20 protein-coding genes and 1 pseudogene are annotated in these 19,928 nt (G+C 70.6%); 13 read left to right on the plus strand and 8 right to left on the minus strand.

Annotation, left to right across the window (positions count from 1 at the left end; genetic code table 11):
- Positions 1-94 precede the first annotated feature (94 nt).
- Positions 95-361, minus strand: coding sequence for a hypothetical protein (locus ABZX61_RS26675; protein ID WP_355198598.1), 267 nt, complete (start codon positions 359-361; stop codon positions 95-97).
- Positions 362-450: 89 nt separating this feature from the next.
- On the opposite strand from ABZX61_RS26675, the gene ABZX61_RS26680 reads away from it, so the two are divergent.
- Positions 451-834, plus strand: coding sequence for a PPOX class F420-dependent oxidoreductase (locus ABZX61_RS26680; RefSeq protein WP_355198600.1), 384 nt, complete (start codon positions 451-453; stop codon positions 832-834).
- A 267-nt stretch (positions 835-1,101) separates the two neighbouring features.
- Here ABZX61_RS26680 and ABZX61_RS26685 read toward each other — a convergent pair whose 3' ends face one another.
- Positions 1,102-1,743 carry an alpha/beta hydrolase gene (locus tag ABZX61_RS26685; RefSeq protein WP_355199303.1) on the minus strand — a complete coding sequence of 214 codons (642 nt, stop codon included), beginning with the start codon at positions 1,741-1,743 and terminating at the stop codon, positions 1,102-1,104.
- Positions 1,744-1,959: 216 nt separating this feature from the next.
- On the minus strand, positions 1,960-2,613 hold the full coding sequence (locus tag ABZX61_RS26690; protein WP_355198601.1) for a 1,4-alpha-glucan branching protein: 654 nt from the start codon (positions 2,611-2,613) through the stop codon (positions 1,960-1,962).
- A gap of 134 nt (positions 2,614-2,747) precedes the next feature.
- Here ABZX61_RS26690 and ABZX61_RS26695 point away from each other — a divergent pair, with 134 nt between their 5' ends.
- Positions 2,748-3,218 (plus strand): hypothetical protein, encoded by a 471-nt coding sequence (locus ABZX61_RS26695; protein ID WP_355198603.1) that lies wholly within the window; start codon positions 2,748-2,750, stop codon positions 3,216-3,218.
- A 319-nt stretch (positions 3,219-3,537) separates the two neighbouring features.
- Here ABZX61_RS26695 and ABZX61_RS26700 read toward each other — a convergent pair whose 3' ends face one another.
- Positions 3,538-4,206, minus strand: a complete 669-nt coding sequence (locus ABZX61_RS26700; RefSeq protein ID WP_355198604.1) for a response regulator transcription factor — start codon at positions 4,204-4,206, stop codon at positions 3,538-3,540.
- Positions 4,203-5,453: a histidine kinase gene (locus ABZX61_RS26705; RefSeq protein ID WP_355198606.1), complete on the minus strand. Its 1,251-nt coding sequence runs from the start codon at positions 5,451-5,453 to the stop codon at positions 4,203-4,205. Before ABZX61_RS26705 ends, ABZX61_RS26700 begins: the two co-directional genes overlap by 4 nt.
- A gap of 158 nt (positions 5,454-5,611) precedes the next feature.
- Here ABZX61_RS26705 and ABZX61_RS26710 point away from each other — a divergent pair, with 158 nt between their 5' ends.
- Positions 5,612-6,991 (plus strand): lipase, encoded by a 1,380-nt coding sequence (locus ABZX61_RS26710; protein WP_355198608.1) that lies wholly within the window; start codon positions 5,612-5,614, stop codon positions 6,989-6,991.
- Positions 6,992-7,159: 168 nt separating this feature from the next.
- Positions 7,160-7,480: a hypothetical protein gene (locus tag ABZX61_RS26715; protein ID WP_350734536.1), complete on the plus strand. Its 321-nt coding sequence runs from the start codon at positions 7,160-7,162 to the stop codon at positions 7,478-7,480.
- A gap of 536 nt (positions 7,481-8,016) precedes the next feature.
- Here ABZX61_RS26715 and ABZX61_RS26720 read toward each other — a convergent pair.
- On the minus strand, positions 8,017-8,205 hold the full coding sequence (locus ABZX61_RS26720; protein WP_355198610.1) for a hypothetical protein: 189 nt from the start codon (positions 8,203-8,205) through the stop codon (positions 8,017-8,019).
- A gap of 602 nt (positions 8,206-8,807) precedes the next feature.
- Between ABZX61_RS26720 and ABZX61_RS26725 the strand changes: the two genes are divergently transcribed.
- Both ABZX61_RS26725 and ABZX61_RS26730 read left to right on the plus strand, forming a co-directional pair.
- The gene (locus tag ABZX61_RS26725; RefSeq protein WP_355198612.1) at positions 8,808-9,815 is read left to right on the plus strand and encodes a hypothetical protein; all 1,008 of its coding nucleotides are present in this window, start codon (positions 8,808-8,810) and stop codon (positions 9,813-9,815) included.
- A pseudogene (locus ABZX61_RS26730) lies at positions 9,773-10,162 on the plus strand (sigma factor); the annotation flags it as partial. The gene ABZX61_RS26725 and the pseudogene ABZX61_RS26730, both read left to right, overlap by 43 nt.
- 107 nt (positions 10,163-10,269) lie before the next feature.
- Here the strand turns inward: ABZX61_RS26730 and ABZX61_RS26735 are convergent.
- On the minus strand, positions 10,270-10,545 hold the full coding sequence (locus ABZX61_RS26735; protein ID WP_355199323.1) for a hypothetical protein: 276 nt from the start codon (positions 10,543-10,545) through the stop codon (positions 10,270-10,272).
- Between the two features lie 160 nt (positions 10,546-10,705).
- Here ABZX61_RS26735 and ABZX61_RS26740 point away from each other — a divergent pair, with 160 nt between their 5' ends.
- From ABZX61_RS26740 to ABZX61_RS26765, 6 genes are all read left to right on the plus strand, one after another.
- Positions 10,706-11,056: a bifunctional 3-phenylpropionate/cinnamic acid dioxygenase ferredoxin subunit gene (locus tag ABZX61_RS26740; RefSeq protein WP_185074514.1), complete on the plus strand. Its 351-nt coding sequence runs from the start codon at positions 10,706-10,708 to the stop codon at positions 11,054-11,056.
- Positions 11,053-12,231, plus strand: a complete 1,179-nt coding sequence (locus ABZX61_RS26745) for an FAD-dependent oxidoreductase (protein ID WP_355198614.1) — start codon at positions 11,053-11,055, stop codon at positions 12,229-12,231. Before ABZX61_RS26740 ends, ABZX61_RS26745 begins: the two co-directional genes overlap by 4 nt.
- A gap of 14 nt (positions 12,232-12,245) precedes the next feature.
- Entirely contained in the window at positions 12,246-13,331 is a 1,086-nt protein-coding gene (locus ABZX61_RS26750; RefSeq protein ID WP_355198616.1) for an S-(hydroxymethyl)mycothiol dehydrogenase, read from the plus strand.
- A gap of 70 nt (positions 13,332-13,401) precedes the next feature.
- Positions 13,402-14,025 (plus strand): MBL fold metallo-hydrolase, encoded by a 624-nt coding sequence (locus ABZX61_RS26755; protein ID WP_355198618.1) that lies wholly within the window; start codon positions 13,402-13,404, stop codon positions 14,023-14,025.
- A 28-nt stretch (positions 14,026-14,053) separates the two neighbouring features.
- Entirely contained in the window at positions 14,054-15,166 is a 1,113-nt protein-coding gene (locus ABZX61_RS26760; RefSeq protein ID WP_355198620.1) for an aromatic ring-hydroxylating dioxygenase subunit alpha, read from the plus strand.
- Positions 15,163-17,376 (plus strand): FdhF/YdeP family oxidoreductase, encoded by a 2,214-nt coding sequence (locus ABZX61_RS26765; RefSeq protein WP_355198622.1) that lies wholly within the window; start codon positions 15,163-15,165, stop codon positions 17,374-17,376. The genes ABZX61_RS26760 and ABZX61_RS26765 overlap by 4 nt, the downstream gene beginning before the upstream one ends.
- Here ABZX61_RS26765 and ABZX61_RS26770 read toward each other — a convergent pair.
- Positions 17,348-18,121 carry an IclR family transcriptional regulator gene (locus ABZX61_RS26770; protein ID WP_355198624.1) on the minus strand — a complete coding sequence of 258 codons (774 nt, stop codon included), beginning with the start codon at positions 18,119-18,121 and terminating at the stop codon, positions 17,348-17,350. The two genes, ABZX61_RS26765 and ABZX61_RS26770, sit on opposite strands and share 29 nt — an antisense overlap.
- A gap of 127 nt (positions 18,122-18,248) precedes the next feature.
- Here ABZX61_RS26770 and betA point away from each other — a divergent pair, with 127 nt between their 5' ends.
- Complete coding sequence (gene betA, locus ABZX61_RS26775) at positions 18,249-19,886, plus strand: choline dehydrogenase (RefSeq protein ID WP_355198626.1); 1,638 nt, start codon at positions 18,249-18,251, stop codon at positions 19,884-19,886.
- Positions 19,887-19,928 lie beyond the last annotated feature (42 nt).

Consider the following 19,928-nt stretch of genomic DNA (forward strand, 5'->3'; position numbering starts at 1 on the left):
GCGCAGGATCAGGGGTGACCAGGGCTCTCCGATGACGTCGAGGGTGCGGGCGATGGAGCAGGCCATGTCGCCGAAGTTGGTGCGTTGCATGGGGTTAGTCTACCCATTGGAGTTCCCTTAAGGAACTTGGCGTGCTACGGTCATAGAGTCTCTTCAAGGAACCCCAGAAAGGATTCGCCACCATGAGCGCGCCCGAGATGACCGAGCGGCAGACCCTCATCACCACCGGGGACTCGTCGACGAGGTGATCCTCCACCAGGTGCACATCCTGCCCGGCGGCGGCCGCCCCTTCTTCCAGGCGCTGCCCGAGCACGTACACCTCCGCCTGGTCGAAGCCGTACCGGCACCGGGCGTCACCCACCTCCACAACGAGGTCGAGCGCCGATCAGCGCTCACACCCCCTTACAACGTCACCACCGCAGTCGCCGCAACCCCTGCAAGGAGAAGAAGATGCTCAACCCCGACGTACGCCGCGTCCTCGACGGCACTTCGCTGGCCCACCTCGCCACCGTCCTGCCGGACGGCTCGCCCCACACCGTCCCGCTCTGGGTCGGCACCCACGGAGACCACATCGTCTTCCTCACCGGTCCGCAGTCGCGCAAGGCCCGCAACCTGCACCGCGACCCGCGAGTGGCGCTCTCCATAACGCCCGCCGACAACCCGTTCCAGCCCGTCATCGTCCGCGGCCGGGTCATCGAATGGCTCGACGGCGACGCGGCCTGGAAGATCATCGACCAGATCTCCATGAAGTACCTCGGCAGGCCCTACGGCCGAGATGAGGAGCGCATCGTCGCCGTCATCGAGCCCGAGCGGCAGACCGTCGGCATGAGCTGAGTCACCCCTTGCCGCTCATCCAGCACTCCCCCTGCACCGAGCAACCACCCACGACGCTGTGCCGCATTCCGGCCGCGCCCGCATGATCGGCTCAGTTCAACTCCTTCGGTGCTGCCCCGATCGTGCCTGCGCCCTGTTCGCGGTGGCCGTTGCACGAAGCACGATGCTCAACGCGCCGTACGGCTCGCCCGCGGCCCGTCCAGCCCGCCGTGCTCCGTGTTGATCTGCCTTGGACGCTTCATCTGGGGCAGTGTTCGACGACGCGGGTCACGTGGTTGTGTGCGCGAGGATGGCGGCCGCCAGCTCCTCGTGCACCTCCGGCGGCAACGTATGCCCCATACCCTCGACCATCATCAACCGCGCTCCCGGGATCCCCTCGGCGATGATCACACCATGACCCTGCTTGGCCGGCTCATGAGTGCCCTCGATCACCAACGTCGGCACCTTCACCCGATCCAGCACACCCACCGGCTCGAAATCCGGCTGAGCCATCGCAGCCAAGCGGTGATTCACCACCGCATCCAGATCCCGGGCGCGGTCAAAGATGCGCTCCTGCAGACGACGAGCAGCGTCCTCGTCGAACGGCAACCCCGTGCCATGCAGCACCCGCTGCTCAGCGATCATCGCCTCGATCCGCTCACGCCGATCAGCCGGCGGCGGACTCGCCATCAGCCCCTGGTAGTGGGCCACGAACTCCGGCGCCGGCCCCGGCAGGCTCCCCTCCGGCTGAGGCCGGCCCATCAACGCCCGCATGATCACCATCCCCTCACCCCCACCGAGCGGCGAAGAACCGATAACCGTCAGCGAACGCACCCGCCCCGGCCGCTCCACCGCGATCAACTGCCCCAGCAACCCACCCGCCGAATGACACACCAGATGCGCACTCCCGAGACCATGCGCATCCAACACCCGCAACACATCGTCCCTCAGGTATACGGCTCCCTCTCGAAGTCCACGGTCGCCGACCTGCCGGTGTCGCGATGGTCATACCGGACCACCCGACGGCCACCGGCAGTCAGCCGGCCCACGGGCGCCTTCTGTAGAACTACCAGCCGCGCCAGATCCGTACGGATACCGGCGAGTCGGCGGTCAGTCGTGGGCCTCCTCGCGCGATCGCGGCGTTCCTCAGGTACGAGGGCCGGTGTGCAAGGCCACGAACAGCCCCCGCGCGCGGGTGCCGTCCGGCAGCTGCCAGGACCCGGCGACGTAGCCAGTCACTTCCGGCGCGTCGTCCGGGGCAGGCCGCAGGACCCGGTGCAAACGCAAGGTCGTGCCGTCCGGTGCGGGCAGCTCAGTGCCCTCGTGGTCGTCGACGGCAGTGGCGGAGAAGTCCGTGGGGGCGGGGCTACCACCGAGGTAGGAGCGGGTGACCTCCCGGTCGGGAGTGTCGCTGGTGTTCTGGTCCTGGGCCTGGACCCGGCCCTCGATCAGAGCCTGCAACTGGGCGACCAGCACCGGGTCGTGGCAGCCGTCGTAGGCCCAGCGCCGCCCCAGCACCCCGTGCTCCATGGTGCCGACGAGGGCGTGCTCCGCCCCGTCGAGCGGGGCACCGCGATAGGTGAGCGGTACCAGGTAGCTGATCGGCTGAGTGCCCGAGGCGTCCGTGACCACCATGAACTCGATCCCGACCTCACCCTGGGGGTCGTCCAGCCGGAAGCCGCCGGCTTTGGCCAATTCCGGTTCGCCCGCTCCGCCCAGGTACCACGGCCGGGTGGGTAGCCAGGAGGTGAGCAGTTCCAGCTTGGTCGGCTTGAGGTCGGTGTGGTGGATGACGGCCATGCTGAGGATTCTCTTTCGTTGAGGGGAACGACCTCCACATCTTCCCAGTGGGCCTCGGAGAGCATGAGGGCGTACCCCCTCACCGTTCCGTGTTGTTCAATGGTGATCACCCAACGAACGCGCTGGAGGATGGCATGGTGCTGACCGAGGCGGCCCCGGAGGCGTTACCGAAGCAGCGGAGCAGGTGGCCGTTCTACGTGTGCCTGGGGCTCCTTGCCTGCGTCGTCGCCTACGTCCTGCTGTTCAAGGTCCCCGAGTGGCGGAACGACGAGAAGCTGGCCCGGCTGGAGGAGCGGGTGAGCATGTTCCCGCTCCCGCCCGACACGGAGACAGATGATCGCGGCGTGGAGGGCAGGGTGGGTATTCAGTCGGGCAACAGCAATCATTGCGACTATCTGGTCCACATGTCCCTGCTCACCAAGCTGCCGGACGCCGAGATCGCACGCTACTACGAGTTCGCCGCGATCGAGGGGGTCGAAGGCCGCGCGCTCTCCGGCACCGTGTACGTCAACCCGAGCGGATCATGGCGGGGCGGGTTCAAGGGCGTCATCGTGGAGTTCTTCGACGGATATCACGAACCCGGGTTCGACATGCGCTGCCACTGAGCAGCGACGACCATGTGCCGGTGCCGGCCGATGGCAGCCGCCGCAGGACCTTCGCCCCGGTGCTGCGCGTCAGCGACCGGGGGGCGGCTCATCCGGCTTCTTCGGCATCATCGCCGCCTGCGACCAGGCAGGCGCGCAGGATGCAGTGGCCTCGGCCATCGAGGAGTTGGCCGACCGCGCGGGGACCGGCTGGGGCAATAGCTGTTCGCGGAGTTGGCCGGCCGCGCGGTGACCGTCGTGACGCCTGGAGTCGCTGCGTCTACGGGCCTTCCTCCTGGCTCCGCCCGCCCCCATGTGAACGGTGGTTCGGGCGCGGTGGTCAGAAGTCGGGGGTGGAGGGGCGGATGAGGCCGGTTTCGTAGGCGAAGACCACCACCTGGGCGCGGTCGCGCAGCCCGAGCTTGACCAGTACGCGGCTCAGATGTGTCTTGACCGTCGCCTCCGCCAGGTGCAACGCCGCGGCGACCTCGGCGTTGGACAGCCCGCGCGCCACCTGCACCAGCACCTCGTGCTCGCGCGCGGTCAGCTGCGCCAGCCGTTCATCCCGCTCGGCGGGCCCCGGCGTCATCTGCGGCGCGAACCTCTCCAGCACGCGTCGGGTGACGCGCGCGGACAGCGCCGCCTCTCCGGCCGCGACGTTGCGGATCGCGCTCAGCAGTTCCGGTGGCCGCGTGTTCTTCGGCAGGAACCCGGCCGCTCCGGCCTTCAGCCCGGCGAAGGCGTACTCATCCAGGTCGAAGGTGGTCAGGATGAGCACGCGCGAGCGCGGGCTGTCGCGCACGATCCTGCGGGTGGCCTCGATGCCGTCCAGGCCGGGCATGCGCACGTCCATCAGCACCACGTCCGGACGCAGGTGCCGCGCCAGCCGGACTGCCTGCTCGCCGTCGTCCGCTTCCCCGGCCACCTCCATGTCCGGCTCGGCCTCGAAGACCATGCGGAAGGCCATCCGCAGCAGCGACTCGTCGTCGGCGATCAGCAGCCGCATCATCGTGGCGCTCCCAGGTCCAGCACGGCCAGCACCCGCCATCCGCCGCCCGCCACCGGCCCGGCGTCCAGGGTCCCGCCGTAGGCGGCCACCCGTTCCCGCATGCCCGCGATCCCGCGCCCATCGCCCCGGAGCCCGGAACGGGGCCCCGACACCCACGTCCCGGAGTCGAGAGTCCCGGGAGCGAGGGGCCCGGCGTCGAGAGGCCCGGCGTCGAAGGGCCCGGGGTCGCCAGGCACGACCGGCTCGCGAACGTCGACGACCTCCACCTCGGCACGGCGCGACGATACGTCGACCCGTACCTCTGCGCGAGCCCCGGACGCGTGCCGCAGCGTGTTCGTCAGCGCCTCCTGAACCAGCCGGTAGATCGTCAGCTGGGCGGCGGCGGGCACCACCCCGGCGTCACCGGCCACCCGGACACCCGTCGCCAGCCCGGCCGCGCGCATCCGTTCGGCCAGCGGAGCGAGCTCGGCGATCCCGGGCGCGGGCTGAAGCATCTCGTCGAGACAGTCCTCGTCCGAGGTGGCGTGGCCGGTGCTCAGGGAGCGGCGCATGTCCTGCAGGGCTTGGCGTCCCGTCGCGGCGATGTGCTCCATCGCCGCCGCGGCCCGATCCGGCGCGCTGTGGCGGACGTAGGCGGCGCTGTCGGCCAGCGCCACCATGACCGACAGGTTGTGGGTGACGATGTCGTGCATGTCGCGGGTCATCCGCGCGCGTTCGTCAGCGACGGCCAGCCGGGCCCGCTGCTCGCGGTCACGTTCCAGGGAGGTCACGTACGCCCTCCGTGCCCGCATCCACAGGCCGGCCATGAGGGCGGCGGCCGCCATCGCGCTCAGCGCGGCCACCGTGAAGGGGAACTGGCCGGGCGGCGCCCAGCGGGCTGCGGCCAGCAGCACCCCGGCCTGCAACGCGAGCGCCGCCGGCAGGGTGTGACGCCACGGGCGGTGCGCGGCGACCGTGTAGAGGGCCACCAGGAGGGCGGCGTCGGCGGGAAGCTGCACGTCCAACGCCCACTGAACGGCGGCGGCGAGGCCGATCGCGCTCAGGACCGTCATCGGAGCGCACCGCCTCCAGGCCAGCGGCGCGACCAGCGCCGTCTGCAGCGCGAGCAGCCATGGGGGACCCGACAGCACCTGGCCGGGTCCGAGCGTGGCCAGGAACAGCGCGGCGGCCAGCAGCGCGTCGGCGGGCAGGGTCGACCATCGGCTCAGCGCGGTGAGGCGGGCCGCCAGACGGTCGGCTGGGTTCATGCGCTTCACCCTAGTTGTCCTGCGGGTTCGCTCCCGCTCGTCCTCGGGGATGACGGTCATCCGAAAGTCGCAGGCGCGCGTGCTACCTCCGCCGCTGTCCCGCGGGCGTGCCGGCTGTCAGCCTGTCGGACATCCCTTTCCGATGAAGGAGCTTTCGCATGTCCGTTGTCACGAAAAATCCTGATCTGGCCATGGGCGCCCAGGCCACCGGTTCGTCCGCCATCTCCAAGAGCCCAGCGTCCGCCGTCGCAAAAGCCGCAGGCACGGCCGCGGGCACAGCCGCAGGCACGGCCGCGGGCACAGTGACGGGCAAGGTCGGAGGCAAGGTCGGAGGCAAGGTCGCGGGTAGGGTCGCCGGGCTGGCCGTGCTGGTGCTGGTGGTCTCCCTGCCCGCGTCCAGTGCCGGTGCCGGTGCCGACGCCGCGAGCCCGATTGGGGTGAGCCTGCCCGCGCCCGGCGGCCCGTATCCGGTCGGGACCGTGGCCATGCGGCTGGTGGACCGCTCGCGGCCCGATCCGCTGATGGCGGCCAAGCCGTACCGAGAACTGATGATCAGCCTGTGGTATCCGGCGGCAGGCGGCGGGCCGCTCGCGCCGCACATGGCGCCGCTGGCCGCCGCCGACTGGGATCGGCACTCGGCTCCGCCCCTGGGCGTCGCGAAGGGCGCCGTCGCCTGGGCCGCCACGCGCACCCACGCCCGCGTGGGCGCGCCGGTCGAGCCGCGTGCGGGCAGGCTGCCGGTGGTGCTGTTCAGTTCGGGGGACGGCGGGCCGCGTACGCTGGGCACCACCCTGGTCGAGGACCTGGCCTCGCGCGGCTACCTGGTCGTCACCGTCGACCACACCTACGAGGCCGACCAGGTGGAGTTTCCCGGCCGACGCCTGGTACGCGCCCTGCCGCTGCCCGCGAAGCTGACGCCGAAGGTCATCGCCAAGCTGCTGGCCGACCACGCGCGGGCGCGCCTGGCGGACATGCGGTACGTCCTGGACCAGGTCACCGCCCTGGCCCACGGCCGCCCGATCGGCGGCGAGCTGCCCAAGGGGATGCTCGGCGCGCCCGACGCCTCACGGGTGGGGGCGTTGGGACAGTCGCTGGGCGGGTCGGTCGCCGCGCAGCTGACCCGCGACGACGCCCGTGTGGACGCGGCCGTCAACCTCGACCGCTCCTATGTCGGCCCGGTGGCCACGCGCGGTGTGGCCAGGCCGTTCCTGCAGCTGGCGGCCGAGACCCACACGCGTGCCGGCGAGCCGGGCTGGAAGTCGTTCTGGCGGGCCTCGACCGGGTGGAAGCGGGAGCTGCGCTTCAAGGGTGCGGCCCACGGCTCGTTCACCGATCTGCAGCCGTTGCTGCCGCAGATCGCGGCCAAGCTTTCCAAGGTGCCGCTCGCGGACTACGTGGGTACGATCGATCCCGGTCGTTCGGTGGCGGCCCAGCGCGCCTACGTCGGGGCCTTCTTCGACCTGCACCTGCGGGGCAAGCCGACCCGCCTGTTCGAGGGCCCCGACACCCGCTTCCCTGAAGTCTCCCTCATCCCCTGACCTCGTGAGTCCCCGTGGCTCCCGGGTCAGGCGACTCGCAGCCGGCACCGGGGTGCTCGCGTTGACGCGAAATGGCCGGTAGATGCCCTCCTGATGCCCTGTCCTCGGATCATGCGCACGCGGAAGCATGAAGCGCGTAAGCCAAGCTGAAGGCGCAAAGGAGACGCCATGGGTAACGTCCTCCGGGCCCTGGCTGCCGCGGCAGCCGGCGCGATAGTCCTCGCCGGTACCGCCACCCCGGCGCACGCCGAAGTATGGAATTGCTTCACTTCCGTTAACACGACAACGAACGTGGCGGGCGCACTGTGCGCGTCCGGCTTCGGCAGCTACCGGGTTGCCGCGAAGTGCAACTCGGCTCACTACCCCTACACGAGAACGATCGTCGGCCCGTGGGTGACCAAGGTCTCCGGCCAGCAAGGGACGTGGTCCACCGCTTCCGGCGACGCCCAAGGCTGCCACGTCGTCGAGGCCTCTACGCAGGTCCGCTGACAGCCGATGCGGCGCGACCACCGTACGGACGGTTCGAGCTGGACATGGGCACCCTCGGGCCGGAAGCAGGGTTGCGCCGACGGGGGTTGACGCGGCTGTCGAGGTGGGAAATCGCCGCGTTGTATGGGGGTACGGAGCCACCGCGTTCTGCGCGGGTACGGAACCGCCGCGTGACAAGGAGGCAGGGGAACGGCTGGCCGGCGTCGAGCCGTGGCCGGCCGAGCAGCTGCTGATCTTCCTGCCGATGGCGTACACGCGGCGGTTGCTGCCGGACGTCTCGTACCCGGACGGGCTGGTGACGCCCAGCGGGCGGGCGAGCCACTCGACCGGGCCGGTGTTCGTGGCGGCGTCGAGTCGAGCGCTGTGGGCGGGTGGCCCTCCGGCCGAGCCGCTGTCCGTAGCGGCTTCGGGCCGCGCGCAGCGGGCGGGCGAGCCTCTCGGCCGGGCCGAGAGTCCGTGGCGGCTTCGGGCCGCGTGCAGTGGGCCAGCCGTGACGAGATGCGCAGACCGCGCGGCCGGGAGCTCATCCGTGAGATTCATGACCGCTCCTCGCTGGAGTTCCGCACGTGGGGCAGGGACGGCTGGGCGGGCTCACCGCGACGCGAGCCCCTGGCCAGTTCGCCGGCCCTGGCCTGCTTGAGCCGCTTACGGGCCTGATGCGGCCACACGCGGTACGCCGCCGGCGAGCAGCCGATGACGCGGGCGGTCGCCCTGGCGGACAGCATGCAAGGTGCCCAGAACGAGAATCTCCCGGTCATCCTCCGGCGGCGCGGCCGGCGCCCGCAGGACGCCCATCGGGCTCGGTCACCTCGTCCGTCACCTGCCGTCCCGCGCGACTGACCACGTAGGCCCAGACGCGTTGTCGGCATTCGTCGTACATACCGGTGAACCGGTGCGCATCGCCCGCCACTTCGGGTGCGTTCTCTGACATCAAGAAATGGCGAGAAACCTTCCGCTCGTTTCGCCTCGACTCACACCTTTTCCCCCAGCAAGAGCGCGGGTGATCACGGGGAGACAGTTTTCGGCTGCGCCATGTGGTCATAAGAAATCGCCCGAAATACCGGAGCTCCCCGGCACACTACGTGGTGCCGAAAGATCGCCTCTGCCGCCGGACGGCACGGGGCGGGACACGTAGTCGACCCGATCGGAGCACGACATCAAGACATCACATCGCCAGGACGTCGAGAATCGCCGGCGCTTACCCCTCGCCCGCGCGTTCGCCCGGAGCTCCTTCTCCGCCGCCGTCGCCCTCGCCTGCCTCGCCGCCGCCCTCTCCACGAGCGTCGTCACCGGTGGCGAATTCCGTGCGCGCGGTGCGGAGGAGGTCGTGAACCCCATCGACGCCCGGCCCAACGACGGCTCAGGCTACTGGCCGGACTTCTCGAACACCGGCTACGCCAACACGCCGGCCAACGCCGGAGGCCTGGGGCTGGGCGCGTACCCGGGCAAGCTCACCGACTACGCGGCGGGCATGAGCGCCGACAAACCGCTGAGGCTCGAGTTCCCGGACAACAGCGTCATCTCCTACAAGCGCTTCCTCGGCCTGAAGGTGCTGATCTACGGCGACAACCTCACGTTCGTCGGCTGCTTGTTCGAGGGCACCAACCCCAACGACAACCTCGTCCAGATCTACTCGGACAACAACATCAAGTTCCTGTACTCGACGTTCAAGCCGAGCTCCTACGCGATGCCGCCCGGCAACGACGGCACCGTCTCGTCGTCCCACACCAAGCCGGGCACGCCCTTCGAGGATTCCTGGCAGCTCGCCACGACGATGAAGGAAGCCGTGGCCGTCATGGATCACAACGACATCTGGGGCAACGCCGGCATGATCATGGTGACGGGTTTCCCGGACCGCCCGTCGACGTGGACGAACAACTACATCCACGACATGGCCGATACGTCGCATGACGAATACCACCACGACGGCATAGGCCCGCAGAGCGAAGGCAACGGCGGCCCCATGATCGTCCACCACAACACCCTGGCCTCCCTGGGCAACACCAACGGCCTGGCCCTGCAGGGCAACGGCGTGTACGACCACATCTCGGTCACGAACAACTACGTCTCCGGCTGGGGATACGCGCTCAGCATCGGCGTCGAGAACAACGCCACGAACATCACCGTCACCGACAACGTCTTCTCGGCCGAACTCGAGCAGCTGTACGGCTTCCTGTACGGCAACATCTGGGGCGGGTCGGCGCGCGGCTCCACCTGGCGCCGCAACCTCATCCAGGCCCGTACGGGAGACGACAACAAGAACTTCACGACGGCCGACCACGGCAGATACCTGTGGCCGTCCGGCGAGACCCGCACCACCGACTACACGGGCTGAGCCCCTTCCCGCGTGACGCGCGCCTCGCCGCTCTCCAAGAGCCACTCCGGGCTGGAGAGCGGCGAGGCCGCCCAAGATTTTCCGGTTCCGGGCGAAATGATCGGGGCGCCTCCACCCATGAAGGGAGCGTTCGTACCCGTACCGGAAGTGGAGGACGTCACGATGGGAACCGCCTGTGTCAGCTGACACGCACAGGTTCGAAGCGGCCTACCGGGGCGACCTACGACCAGATCACCGCCTACGCCGGACGCCGCTGCGACTCGCCGCAGGACGCGGCCGACGTCGTCGCCGAGACCTTCGTCATCGTCTGGCGCAAGATCGACGAACTGCCCTCGGGCGCGGAGGCGAGGCTCTGGGTCTACGGAGTGGCCCGCAACGTGCTGGCCGACCACCGCCGCAGCGCGCTGCGCCGCCGGGCGCGGCACCGGGACCTCGACGCGGAGATGGCCGACCTCTACGGCGATCTCGCCGACCACAGCGTCGAGCGGAACGTGATCGCCCAGGGGCGGCGGTGGCGCCCCTCGCCGGGCTGTCGTACGACGCCTACTCGCTCATCGGCGGGAAGCTCATCGCACGGGGGCATCCCTCCGGTGCGGTGGCGCTCCTGGTCCTGCCCGTGCTGCTGGGAAGCGGCGCGCAGCGGCCGGCCGGCCTCCGCGGCGGTGCCGGGCGTCGTGGGCGAGCGGTCGCCGGCGCTGTCCTGGTGCCGTGCTCGCCGGGGGTCCGGCATCCCTCGCCTCCCCCGTCGGCGCACGGCATCCACGGACGCGGCGAGGCGGCCGGACACTGGGGTCTAAGTCCGACAAATCAGCCTTGACATCTCCCCGCCACACCCTCACTCTGTTGCGTATAGCGCTAGACGTTTCTCTTTACGAAACCGGGGTGACAGGATGATCCCAGCGTGCCCACTGGCGTCACTCCCTCGAGGCGAGGCCCTTCGCGTCGAGGCCGACCCGCCGATCGCGGTTTTCCACACCGAGGACGGCGAGATCTTCGCCATCGATGACACCTGTACCCACCAGGACGCCTCGCTCGCCGACGGCTGGCTGGAGGGGTGCGAGATCGAGTGCCCGCTGCACGCCTCGCGTTTCGACCTGCGCACCGGCCAGGTGGACGCGCCACCGGCCAAGCGCCCCGTGCGCACGCACGAGGTGGTGGTCGACGACGGCGTCATCTATGTCAAGCAGTCCGAGGCGCCACCCAACCTGCCGCCGGGCGTCACCGTCAAGGGGCAGGTGTGAACACGATCTGCGTCGTCGGCGCCTCCCTCGCCGGGCTGCTGACCGCCAGGGCGCTGCGCGCCCAGGGTTACCGGGGCAGGCTGGTGCTGGTCGGGGACGAGCGCCACCGACCCTATGACCGCCCGCCGCTGTCGAAGGACTTCCTGCGCGGCGACCTGGCCGAGGCCGACCTGGCGCTGGAGAGCGAGGGCGAGGGCGAGGAGCTGGACGCGGAGTGGCGGCTCGGCGTGGCCGCCGTGGCCCTGGACCCCGGGGAGCGCCGCGTCGAGCTGAGCGACGGCACCTCGGTGCGGGCCGACGGCATTGTCATCGCCACCGGCGCCACCGCCCGCCGGCTTCCCGCCGCCGGCCACCTGGCCGGCGTGCACACGCTGCGCACCCTGGACGACGCCCGCTCCCTGCGCGCCGACCTGGAGGCGGGCGGGCGGCTGGTGGTGATCGGCGGCGGCTTCGTCGGCGCCGAGGTCGCCGCCACCGCCCGCGACCTCGGCCTGGACGTGACGCTGGTCGAGTCCGGCCCGGCGCCGCTGGCCCGCGTCGTCGGCGTGCCGATGGCCGAGGCGCTGGCCGCGCTGCACGAGCGGCGCGGGGTGCGGCTGCTGTCCGGCACGGTCGTGTCCGGCCTCACCGGCGAGGACCGGGTGGACGGGGTACGGCTGGCGGACGGCACCCACCTGCCCGCGGACGTCGTGGTCGTCGGGATCGGCGCCGTGCCCGCCATCGACTGGCTCCGGGGCAGCGGCCTCGACCTGGGCGACGGCGTACTGTGTGACGAGGCGGGCGGCACCTCCGCCCCCGGCATCGTGGCCGTGGGCGACTGCGCCGCCTGGTTCGACCCCGTCCAGGGCAGGCACCACAGGATCGAGCACTGGACGGGAGCCCGGCAGCGGGCCTCGGTCGCGGCGGCCACGCTGCTGTCCGGCGGCACCGCCCGCGCCGAGGCGCGGCGGCCCACCTATATCTGGTCCGACCAGTTCGATGTGAAGATCCAGTTCATCGGGCACGCCGCGGACGCGGATACGGTCAGCGTGGAGGAGGGCGACCCGGCCGAGCACAGCTTCCTCGCGGTCTACCGGCAGGGCGACCGCCCGGTCGCGGTCCTCGGGGTCAACCAGGTACGGCTGTTCACCCGGTGGCGGCGGCAGCTCGAAACGGCGCCGGTTCAGGTCGGCTGAGACAGGAGTGAATCATGGCTCATGAAGTACGCGGGGTCGTCGCGACCGGCAAGGGCAAGCCGGTCAGCCTGGAGACCATCCTGGTGCCGGACCCGGGACCCGGCGAGGCGCTGGTCCAGGTCCAGGCCTGCGGGGTCTGCCACACGGACCTGCACTATCGCGAGGGCGGCATCAGCGACGACTTCCCGTTCCTGCTCGGCCACGAGGCGGCCGGCGTGGTGGAGTCGGTCGGCGACGGTGTCACCGACGTCGCGCCCGGCGACTTCGTGATCCTGAACTGGCGGGCCGTGTGCGGCTCGTGCCGGGCGTGCCTGCGCGGCCGCCCGCAGTACTGCTTCGCCACCCACAACGCCACCCAGAAGATGACCCTGGCCGACGGCACCCCGCTCAGCCCGGCGCTGGGCATCGGCGCGTTCGCCGACAAGACGCTCGTGGCCGCGGGCCAGTGCACCAAGGTCGACCCGGCCGCCTCCCCCGCCGCGGCGGGGCTGCTCGGCTGCGGCGTGATGGCCGGTCTCGGCGCCGCGGTGAACACCGGCGGGGTCAGCAGGGGCGACTCGGTGGCGGTGATCGGCTGCGGCGGCGTCGGCAACGCGGCCATCGCGGGCGCGCGGCTGGTCGGCGCGACCACGATCATCGCGGTCGACGTGGACGGCCGGAAACTGGAGTGGGCCCGCGGCCTCGGCGCGACGCACACGGTCGACGCCAAGGACGGCGACCCGGTCGAGGCGATCAGGGAGCTGACCGGCGGGTTCGGCGCGGACGTCGTGATCGACGCGGTCGGCCGGCCGGAGACGTACCAGCAGGCCTTCTACGCCCGCGACCTGGCGGGGACCGTGGTCCTGGTCGGGGTGCCCACGCCGGAGATGACGCTGGAGCTGCCGCTGCTCGACGTGTTCGGCCGCGGCGGCGCGCTGAAGTCCAGCTGGTACGGCGACTGCCTGCCCGGCCGCGACTTCCCCATGCTGATCTCCCTCTACCTGCAGGGACGTCTCGACCTCGACGCGTTCGTCAGCGAGACCATCGGCCTGGACGACGTCGAGGACGCCTTCGCCAAGATGCACCGCGGCGAGGTGCTGCGGTCGGTGGTGGCGCTGTGATGGATCCGCAGCGGAGCGAGGACATCCATCACAGCACCGCCGGGCGGAGCCCGGCCAAGGAGGCACAGTAATGCGGGTCGAGCGCCTGGTGACCTCGGGCACGTTCAGCCTGGACGGCGGGACGTGGGAGGTCGACAACAACGTGTGGCTGGTGGGCGACGACCAGGAGGTCCTGGTCATCGACGCCGCCCACGACGCCTCCGCCATCGCCGAGGCCGTGGGTGACCGCCGGGTGAGCGCGATCGTGTGCACGCACGCGCACGACGACCACGTCAACGCCGCCCCCGAGCTGGCCGAGCTCACCGGCGCACCCGTGCTGCTCCATCCCGACGACGAGGTGCTGTGGAAGCTGACCCACCGGACGGCCACGCCCGGCGGAAGGCTGGCCAACGGCCAAATCCTGAAGGTGGGCGGCTCCGCCGTGCACGTGCTGCACACGCCGGGGCACGCGCCGGGCGCGGTGTGCCTGTACGTGCCGGAGCTCGGCGTGCTGTTCTCCGGGGACACCCTGTTCAAGGGCGGCCCCGGCGCGACGGGCAGGTCGTACAGCGACTTCCCGACGATCATCTCGTCGATCAGCCGGACGCTGCTGACGCTGCCCGGCGAGACCGTGGTGCACACCGGACACGGTGAGGACACCAGCATCGGAGCCGAGGCTCCGCAGCTCGAGGACTGGATCCGCCGAGGGCACTGACCCGGCCTGTCTCAGAGGAGTACTGCCCGTGACCACCACCACGTCAAGCGTGATCCCCACCCTCCCCGGTCGCTACTACGTGGACCCCGAGATCTTCGCCGCGGAGCAGCGGAACATCTTCGAGGCGATGTGGTTCTGCGTGGTGCGCTCGGCCGACCTGCCCAAGCCGGGCTCGTTCAAGACCGTTCAGGTCGGCTCCGAGAGCATCCTCGTCACCAGGGCGCGCGATATGTCGGTGCGCGCGTTCTTCAACGTCTGCCGCCACCGCGGCGCGACGCTGCGCACGGAGGAGTCGGGCGAGGTGAAGCGGGCCTTCCAGTGCCCGTATCACGCCTGGACCTACGACCTGGACGGCAAGCTGATCGCCGCGCCCAACCTGACCAAGATGGCCGACCTGGACCGGGTGGAGTACGGCCTGGTGAAGGTGCACGTGCGCGAGTGGCTCGGCTACGTGTGGGTGTGCCTGGCCGACGAGCCGCCCTCCTTCGAGGAGGACGTGCTGAGCGCGGTGACCGAGCGGCTCGGCTCGCTGGAGCTGCTCGAGAACTACGACGTGGCCGGTCTGGAGGTGGGCCGCAGGATCGTCTACGACGTGAAGGCGAACTGGAAGCTCATCATCGAGAACTTCATGGAGTGCTACCACTGCGCCACGATCCATCCCGAGCTGACCGAGGTGCTGCCGGAGTTCGCCGACGGCTACGCGGCTCAGTACTTCGTGGGCCACGGCGCCGAGTTCGGCGAGGAGATCCAGGGCTTCACCGTCGACGGTTCCGAGGGGCTCGACCGCATCCCGGGCGTCAGCGAGGAGCAGGACCGCCGCTACTACGCGATCACGATCAAGCCGCAGGTGTTCATCAACCTGGTGCCCGACCACGTGATCGTGCACCGCATGTTCCCGCTGGCGGTGGACCGCACGGTGGTCGAGTGCGACTGGCTCTACCTGCCCGGCGTCGTGGCGGGCGGCAAGGACCTGGACAAGTCGGTGGAGCTGTTCCACCGGGTCAACGAGCAGGACTTCGAGGCGTGCGAGCGGTGCCAGCCGCAGATGAGCTCGCGTACGTACGCCAAGGGCGGCGTGCTGGTGCCCAGCGAGCACCACATCGGCGCCTTCCACGACTGGGTCCAGGACCGCGTCGGGTGAACGAGCACGACGACGAACGACTGACGACCGGCCCGCCCAAGGACTGGGCGGGCGGCCTGCCCGCGGTGGGCCACGCCCTGCGCATCGCCCACCAGCAGATGGGGGTCGGCCGCACCGCGCTGACGCTGTTGCGCGTCAACCAGAAGAGCGGCTTCGACTGCCCCGGCTGCGCCTGGCCGGAGGGCGAGCACCGCAGCCCGGCCGAGTTCTGCGAGAACGGCGCCAAGGCGGTGGCCGAGGAGGCCACGACCCGGCGTGTCACCCGCGAGTTCTTCGCCGCCCATCCGGTGAGCGAGCTGGCCGGGATGAGCGACTACTGGCTGGGGCAGCAGGGCAGGCTGACCGAGCCGATGTACAAGCCCGCCGGCGCCGAGCACTACGAGCCCGTCGGCTGGGCGGAGGCGTTCGGCATGATCGCGGCGGAGCTGCGCGCGCTGGACAGCCCCGACCAGGCGGTCTTCTACACCTCGGGCCGCACCTCCAACGAGGCGGCCTTCGCCTACCAGTTGCTGGTGCGCCGGTTCGGCACCAACAACCTGCCCGACTGCTCCAACATGTGCCACGAGTCCAGCGGCGCCGCGCTCACCGAGACGATCGGGATCGGCAAGGGCACCGTGTCGCTCGACGACCTGCATCGGGCCGACCTGATCTTCGTGGTCGGCCAGAACCCGGGCACCAACCACCCCCGCATGCTCACCGCCCTGGAGAAGGCCAAGCGCGGCGGCGCGCGGATCGTCGCGGTCAATCCGCTGCCCGAGGCCGGGCTGCTGCGCTTCAAGAACCCGCAGCGGCCGTCCGGGCTGGCCGCGGGCACCGCGCTGGCCGACCGGTTCCTGCAGATCCGGCTCAACGGCGACATGGCGCTGTTCCAGGCGCTGTCGCTGCTGCTGCTCGACACCGCCGACGAGGCGTTCATCGCCGAGCACACCAGCGGCTTCGAGGAGTGGAAGGCGCACCTGACCGGCCTGGACTGGGCGGAGGTGCTGGAGGCGACCGGCCTGACCCGGCAGGAGCTGGAGGAGACGGCCCGCGACGTCAGGAACGCCGGGTCCGTCGTCGTCTGCTGGGCCATGGGGCTCACCCAGCACCGCAACTCCGTGGCCACCATCCGCGAGGTGGTCAACTTCCAGCTGCTGCGCGGCAACGTGGGCCTGTGCCCGGTGCGCGGCCACTCCAACGTCCAGGGCGACCGGACCATGGGCATCTACGAGAAGCCCTCGAAGGACTTCCTGGACGCGCTGGCCGGGGAGTTCGGCTTCGAGCCGCCCCGGCACCACGGGCTGGACACGGTCGAGGCCATCCGGGCCATGCGCGACGGCGAGGCGAAGGTCTTCGTCGGCATGGGTGGCAACTTCGTCCGCGCCACCCCCGACAGCCGCGTCACCGAGGCGGCGCTGCGCTGTACCAGGCTGACCGTGCAGGTCTCCACCAAGCTCAACCGCTCGCACGCGGTGTGCGGCGAGCGGGCGCTCATCCTGCCCACGCTGGGCCGCACCGAGCGCGACCCGGCCGGGTTCGTCACCGTCGAGGACTCGATGGGGCTGGTGCACGCCTCGCGCGGCCGGCTCGCGCCCGCCTCCCCGGACCTGCTGCCGGAGGTGGCGATCGTCGCCCGGCTGGGCCGCGAGCTGTTCGGCGAGGAGCCGTGGGCGGGCTTCGAGCGGGACTACGCCACGATCCGCGACCGCATCGCACGGGTGATCCCCGGTTTCGAGGACTTCAACGGCCGCGCGGAGGCCGGCTTCGCGCTGCCCAACGCGCCCAGGGACGAGCGCCGCTTCCCCACCGCCACCGGCAGGGCGGGCTTCACCGTCAACCGGCTGGAGGTCCTGCGGGTGCCGCCGGGTCGGCTGCTGCTGCAGACCGTACGCAGCCACGACCAGTACAACACCACCGTCTACGGCCTCGACGACCGCTACCGCGGTGTCAAGAACGGCCGCAGGGTGGTCTTCGTCCACCCCGGCGACCTCGCGGAGCGCGACCTGGCCGACGGCGACGTGATCGACCTGGTCAGCGAGTGGCCCGACGGCGAGCGCACCGCCGAGGGGTTCAGAGTCATCGCCTATCCGACCGCCCGCGGCTGCTGCGCCGCCTACTTCCCGGAGACCAATGTGCTGGTGCCGCTCGACTCGGTGGCCGAGACCTCCAACACCCCGACCTCCAAGAGCATCGTGGTCCGGCTCAGCCGGCGTACCCGAGGCGGCGGCTGATCTCGTCGGCCCCGCCGATCAGGACGGGAGCGAGCTCGTGCATGCGCTCGGCGGTGAAGCGGTAGGCGGGGCCGGAGGCACTCACCGCGGCGACGACGTCGCCGTGGTAGGAGCGGATGGGCGCCGCCATGGCGTTCAGCCCCTCCTCCAGCTCCTCCAGGCAGTAGCCGTAGCCGGCCTGCTTGATCTCGGCCAGTTGCTCCTCGAGCTGGGCGACGTCGGTGACCGTGCGGGGCGTGAAGGACTCCAGGGCCCCGTCGGACAGCACCCGCTCGCGCTGGCGCTCGTCCAGATGGGCCATCAGCACCTTTCCGCTGGAGGTGGCGTGCAACGGCGTGATCTGGCCGACCCAGTTGTAGGTGGTGACCGCCGAGGCGCCGCGGACCTGGTCGAGGTTGACGGCGTAGCTGGAGCGGAGCACGGCGATGTTGACCGTCTCGCCGAACTCCTCCGCCAGGCGCTGGCAGACCGGGCGCCCCCGCTGGGTGACGTCGAGCTGGGTGTTGACGCCGCCGGCCAGGCGGATGATGCCGAAGCCGAGCCGGTATTTGCCGCGTTCCTCGGCCTGCTCGACCAGGCCGCGCGCCTCGAGCGCGCCGAGCAGCCGGAACGCGGTCGACTTGTGCACGTCGATCTCCGCGGCGACCTCGCTGACCCCTGCCTCGCCCCGCCGGGAGAGGATCTCCAGCACGCTGATCGCCCGATCGACCGACTGCACGCCCCCGCTGCCCGAATCGTTGCCCATAGCGAAACTCTAAGTGCTAGAGGGAACTCCGTCTAACGTACGACCAAAAGATCTCCTGTTGCGAGTAGTGAAACGCAATGCGTATAGCGCTACGATTTGGCGAAACGCGCGAGCGAGACGAGGCACCATGACGTCACATCAATACGACTTCGTCATCGTCGGAGGCGGCTCGGCCGGCAGCGCGCTGGCGAACCGGCTCTCCGCGGACCCTGCCACGCGGGTGCTCGTCCTGGAGGCGGGCCGATCGGACTACCCGTGGGACGTGTTCATCCACATGCCCGCGGCCCTGCCCTTCCCCATCGGCAACCGCTTCTACGACTGGCGCTACGAGTCGGAGCCCGAGCCCCACATGCACGGCCGGCGGATCTATCACGCTCGCGGCAAGGTGCTCGGCGGCTCCAGCAGCATCAACGGCATGATCTTCCAGCGCGGCAACCCGCTGGACTACGAGCGGTGGGGCGCCGATCCCGGGATGAAGAGCTGGGACTACGCCCACTGCCTGCCGTACTTCAAGCGGATGGAGAACTGCCTGGCCGACCCCGACACGCCGTGGCGCGGCCACGGCGGGCCGCTGGTGCTGGAGCGCGGGGCGGCGAGCACGCCGCTGTACGACGCGTTCTTCGAGGCGGTGCAGCAGGCCGGCTATCCCCTGACCGACGACGTGAACGGCTACCGTCAGGAGGGCTTCGCCCGCTTCGACCGCAACATCCGGCGCGGCCGCCGCCTGAGCGCTGCCAGGGCGTACCTGCACCCGGTCATGAAGCGGCCCAACCTGACCGTCAAGACGCGCGTGCTGGTGACGAAGGTCGTCTTCGACGGGAACAGGGCCGTCGGCGTCGAGTTCGACGGCGGCCGGGTCCGCGCGGGCGAGATCATCCTGTGCGGCGGCGCGATCAACTCGCCGCAGCTGCTGCAGCTGTCCGGGATCGGCAACGCCGACGAGCTGCGCGAGCTCGGCATCGACGTCGTGCACGACCTGCCGGGCGTGGGCGAGAACCTGCAGGACCACCTGGAGGTCTACATCCAGCACGGCTGCCGCGAGCCGGTCTCGATGCAGCCGAACCTGCAGAAGTGGCGCCACCCCTGGATCGGCGCGCAGTGGCTTTTCCTGCGCGGCGGGCCGGGGGCGACCAACCACTTCGAGGCGGGCGGCTTCGTCCGCGGCAACGACGAGGTCGACTACCCCAACCTGATGTTCCATTTCCTGCCGCTGGCCGTGCGCTACGACGGCTCGGCGCCGGCGGGCGGGCACGGCTACCAGGTGCACGTCGGGCCCATGTACTCCGACGCCCGCGGCTCGGTGAAGATCAAGAGCACGGATCCGCGGCAGCATCCCGCGCTGCGCTTCAACTACCTGTCCACCGAGCAGGACAGGCGGGAGTGGGTGGAGGCCGTCCGGGTGGCCCGCAAGATCCTCGGGGCTCCGGCGCTGGCCGGGCTCAGCACGGGCGAGGTGTCGCCCGGCCCGTCCGTGGAGACCGACGAGGAGATCCTGGACTGGGTGGCCAAGGACGGTGAGACCGCCCTGCACCCCTCGTGCACGGCCAGGATGGGCGTGGACGCGATGTCGGTGCTCGACCCGGACACGATGCGGGTGCACGGCGTCGACGGGCTGCGCGTGGTGGACGCCTCGGCCATGCCGTACGTGACGAACGGCAACATCTACGCGCCGGTCATGATGCTGGCGGAGAAGGCGGCCGACCTCATCCTGGGCAACACGCCGCTGCCGCCGCAGACGACCGAGTTCTACCGTCACCGGGCATGACACGAGGGCGGTGGGGCACTCCCCCACCGCCCTCGTGCGTGA

Source organism: Nonomuraea sp. NPDC003709 (assembly GCF_040610775.1).
Classification (GTDB): Bacteria; Actinomycetota; Actinomycetes; order Streptosporangiales; family Streptosporangiaceae; genus Nonomuraea; species Nonomuraea angiospora_A.

Excerpts from the sequence above, each read along its gene's own strand:
- ABZX61_RS26770 (WP_355198624.1), bottom strand. The coding sequence starts at position 18,121 with ATGGGCAACGATTCGGGCAGCGGGGGCGTGCAGTCGGTCGATCGGGCG.
- ABZX61_RS26735 (WP_355199323.1), bottom strand. The coding sequence starts at position 10,545 with ATGCCGGACCCCCGGCGAGCACGGCACCAGGACAGCGCCGGCGACCGC.
- ABZX61_RS26740 (WP_185074514.1), top strand. The coding sequence starts at position 10,706 with ATGATCCCAGCGTGCCCACTGGCGTCACTCCCTCGAGGCGAGGCCCTT.
- ABZX61_RS26690 (WP_355198601.1), bottom strand. The coding sequence starts at position 2,613 with ATGGCCGTCATCCACCACACCGACCTCAAGCCGACCAAGCTGGAACTG.
- ABZX61_RS26715 (WP_350734536.1), top strand. The coding sequence starts at position 7,160 with ATGGGTAACGTCCTCCGGGCCCTGGCTGCCGCGGCAGCCGGCGCGATA.
- ABZX61_RS26680 (WP_355198600.1), top strand. The coding sequence starts at position 451 with ATGCTCAACCCCGACGTACGCCGCGTCCTCGACGGCACTTCGCTGGCC.
- betA (WP_355198626.1), top strand. The coding sequence starts at position 18,249 with ATGACGTCACATCAATACGACTTCGTCATCGTCGGAGGCGGCTCGGCC.
- ABZX61_RS26710 (WP_355198608.1), top strand. The coding sequence starts at position 5,612 with ATGTCCGTTGTCACGAAAAATCCTGATCTGGCCATGGGCGCCCAGGCC.
- ABZX61_RS26705 (WP_355198606.1), bottom strand. The coding sequence starts at position 5,453 with ATGAACCCAGCCGACCGTCTGGCGGCCCGCCTCACCGCGCTGAGCCGA.
- ABZX61_RS26755 (WP_355198618.1), top strand. The coding sequence starts at position 13,402 with ATGCGGGTCGAGCGCCTGGTGACCTCGGGCACGTTCAGCCTGGACGGC.
- ABZX61_RS26750 (WP_355198616.1), top strand. The coding sequence starts at position 12,246 with ATGGCTCATGAAGTACGCGGGGTCGTCGCGACCGGCAAGGGCAAGCCG.
- ABZX61_RS26700 (WP_355198604.1), bottom strand. The coding sequence starts at position 4,206 with ATGATGCGGCTGCTGATCGCCGACGACGAGTCGCTGCTGCGGATGGCC.
- ABZX61_RS26720 (WP_355198610.1), bottom strand. The coding sequence starts at position 8,205 with ATGCTGTCCGCCAGGGCGACCGCCCGCGTCATCGGCTGCTCGCCGGCG.
- ABZX61_RS26695 (WP_355198603.1), top strand. The coding sequence starts at position 2,748 with ATGGTGCTGACCGAGGCGGCCCCGGAGGCGTTACCGAAGCAGCGGAGC.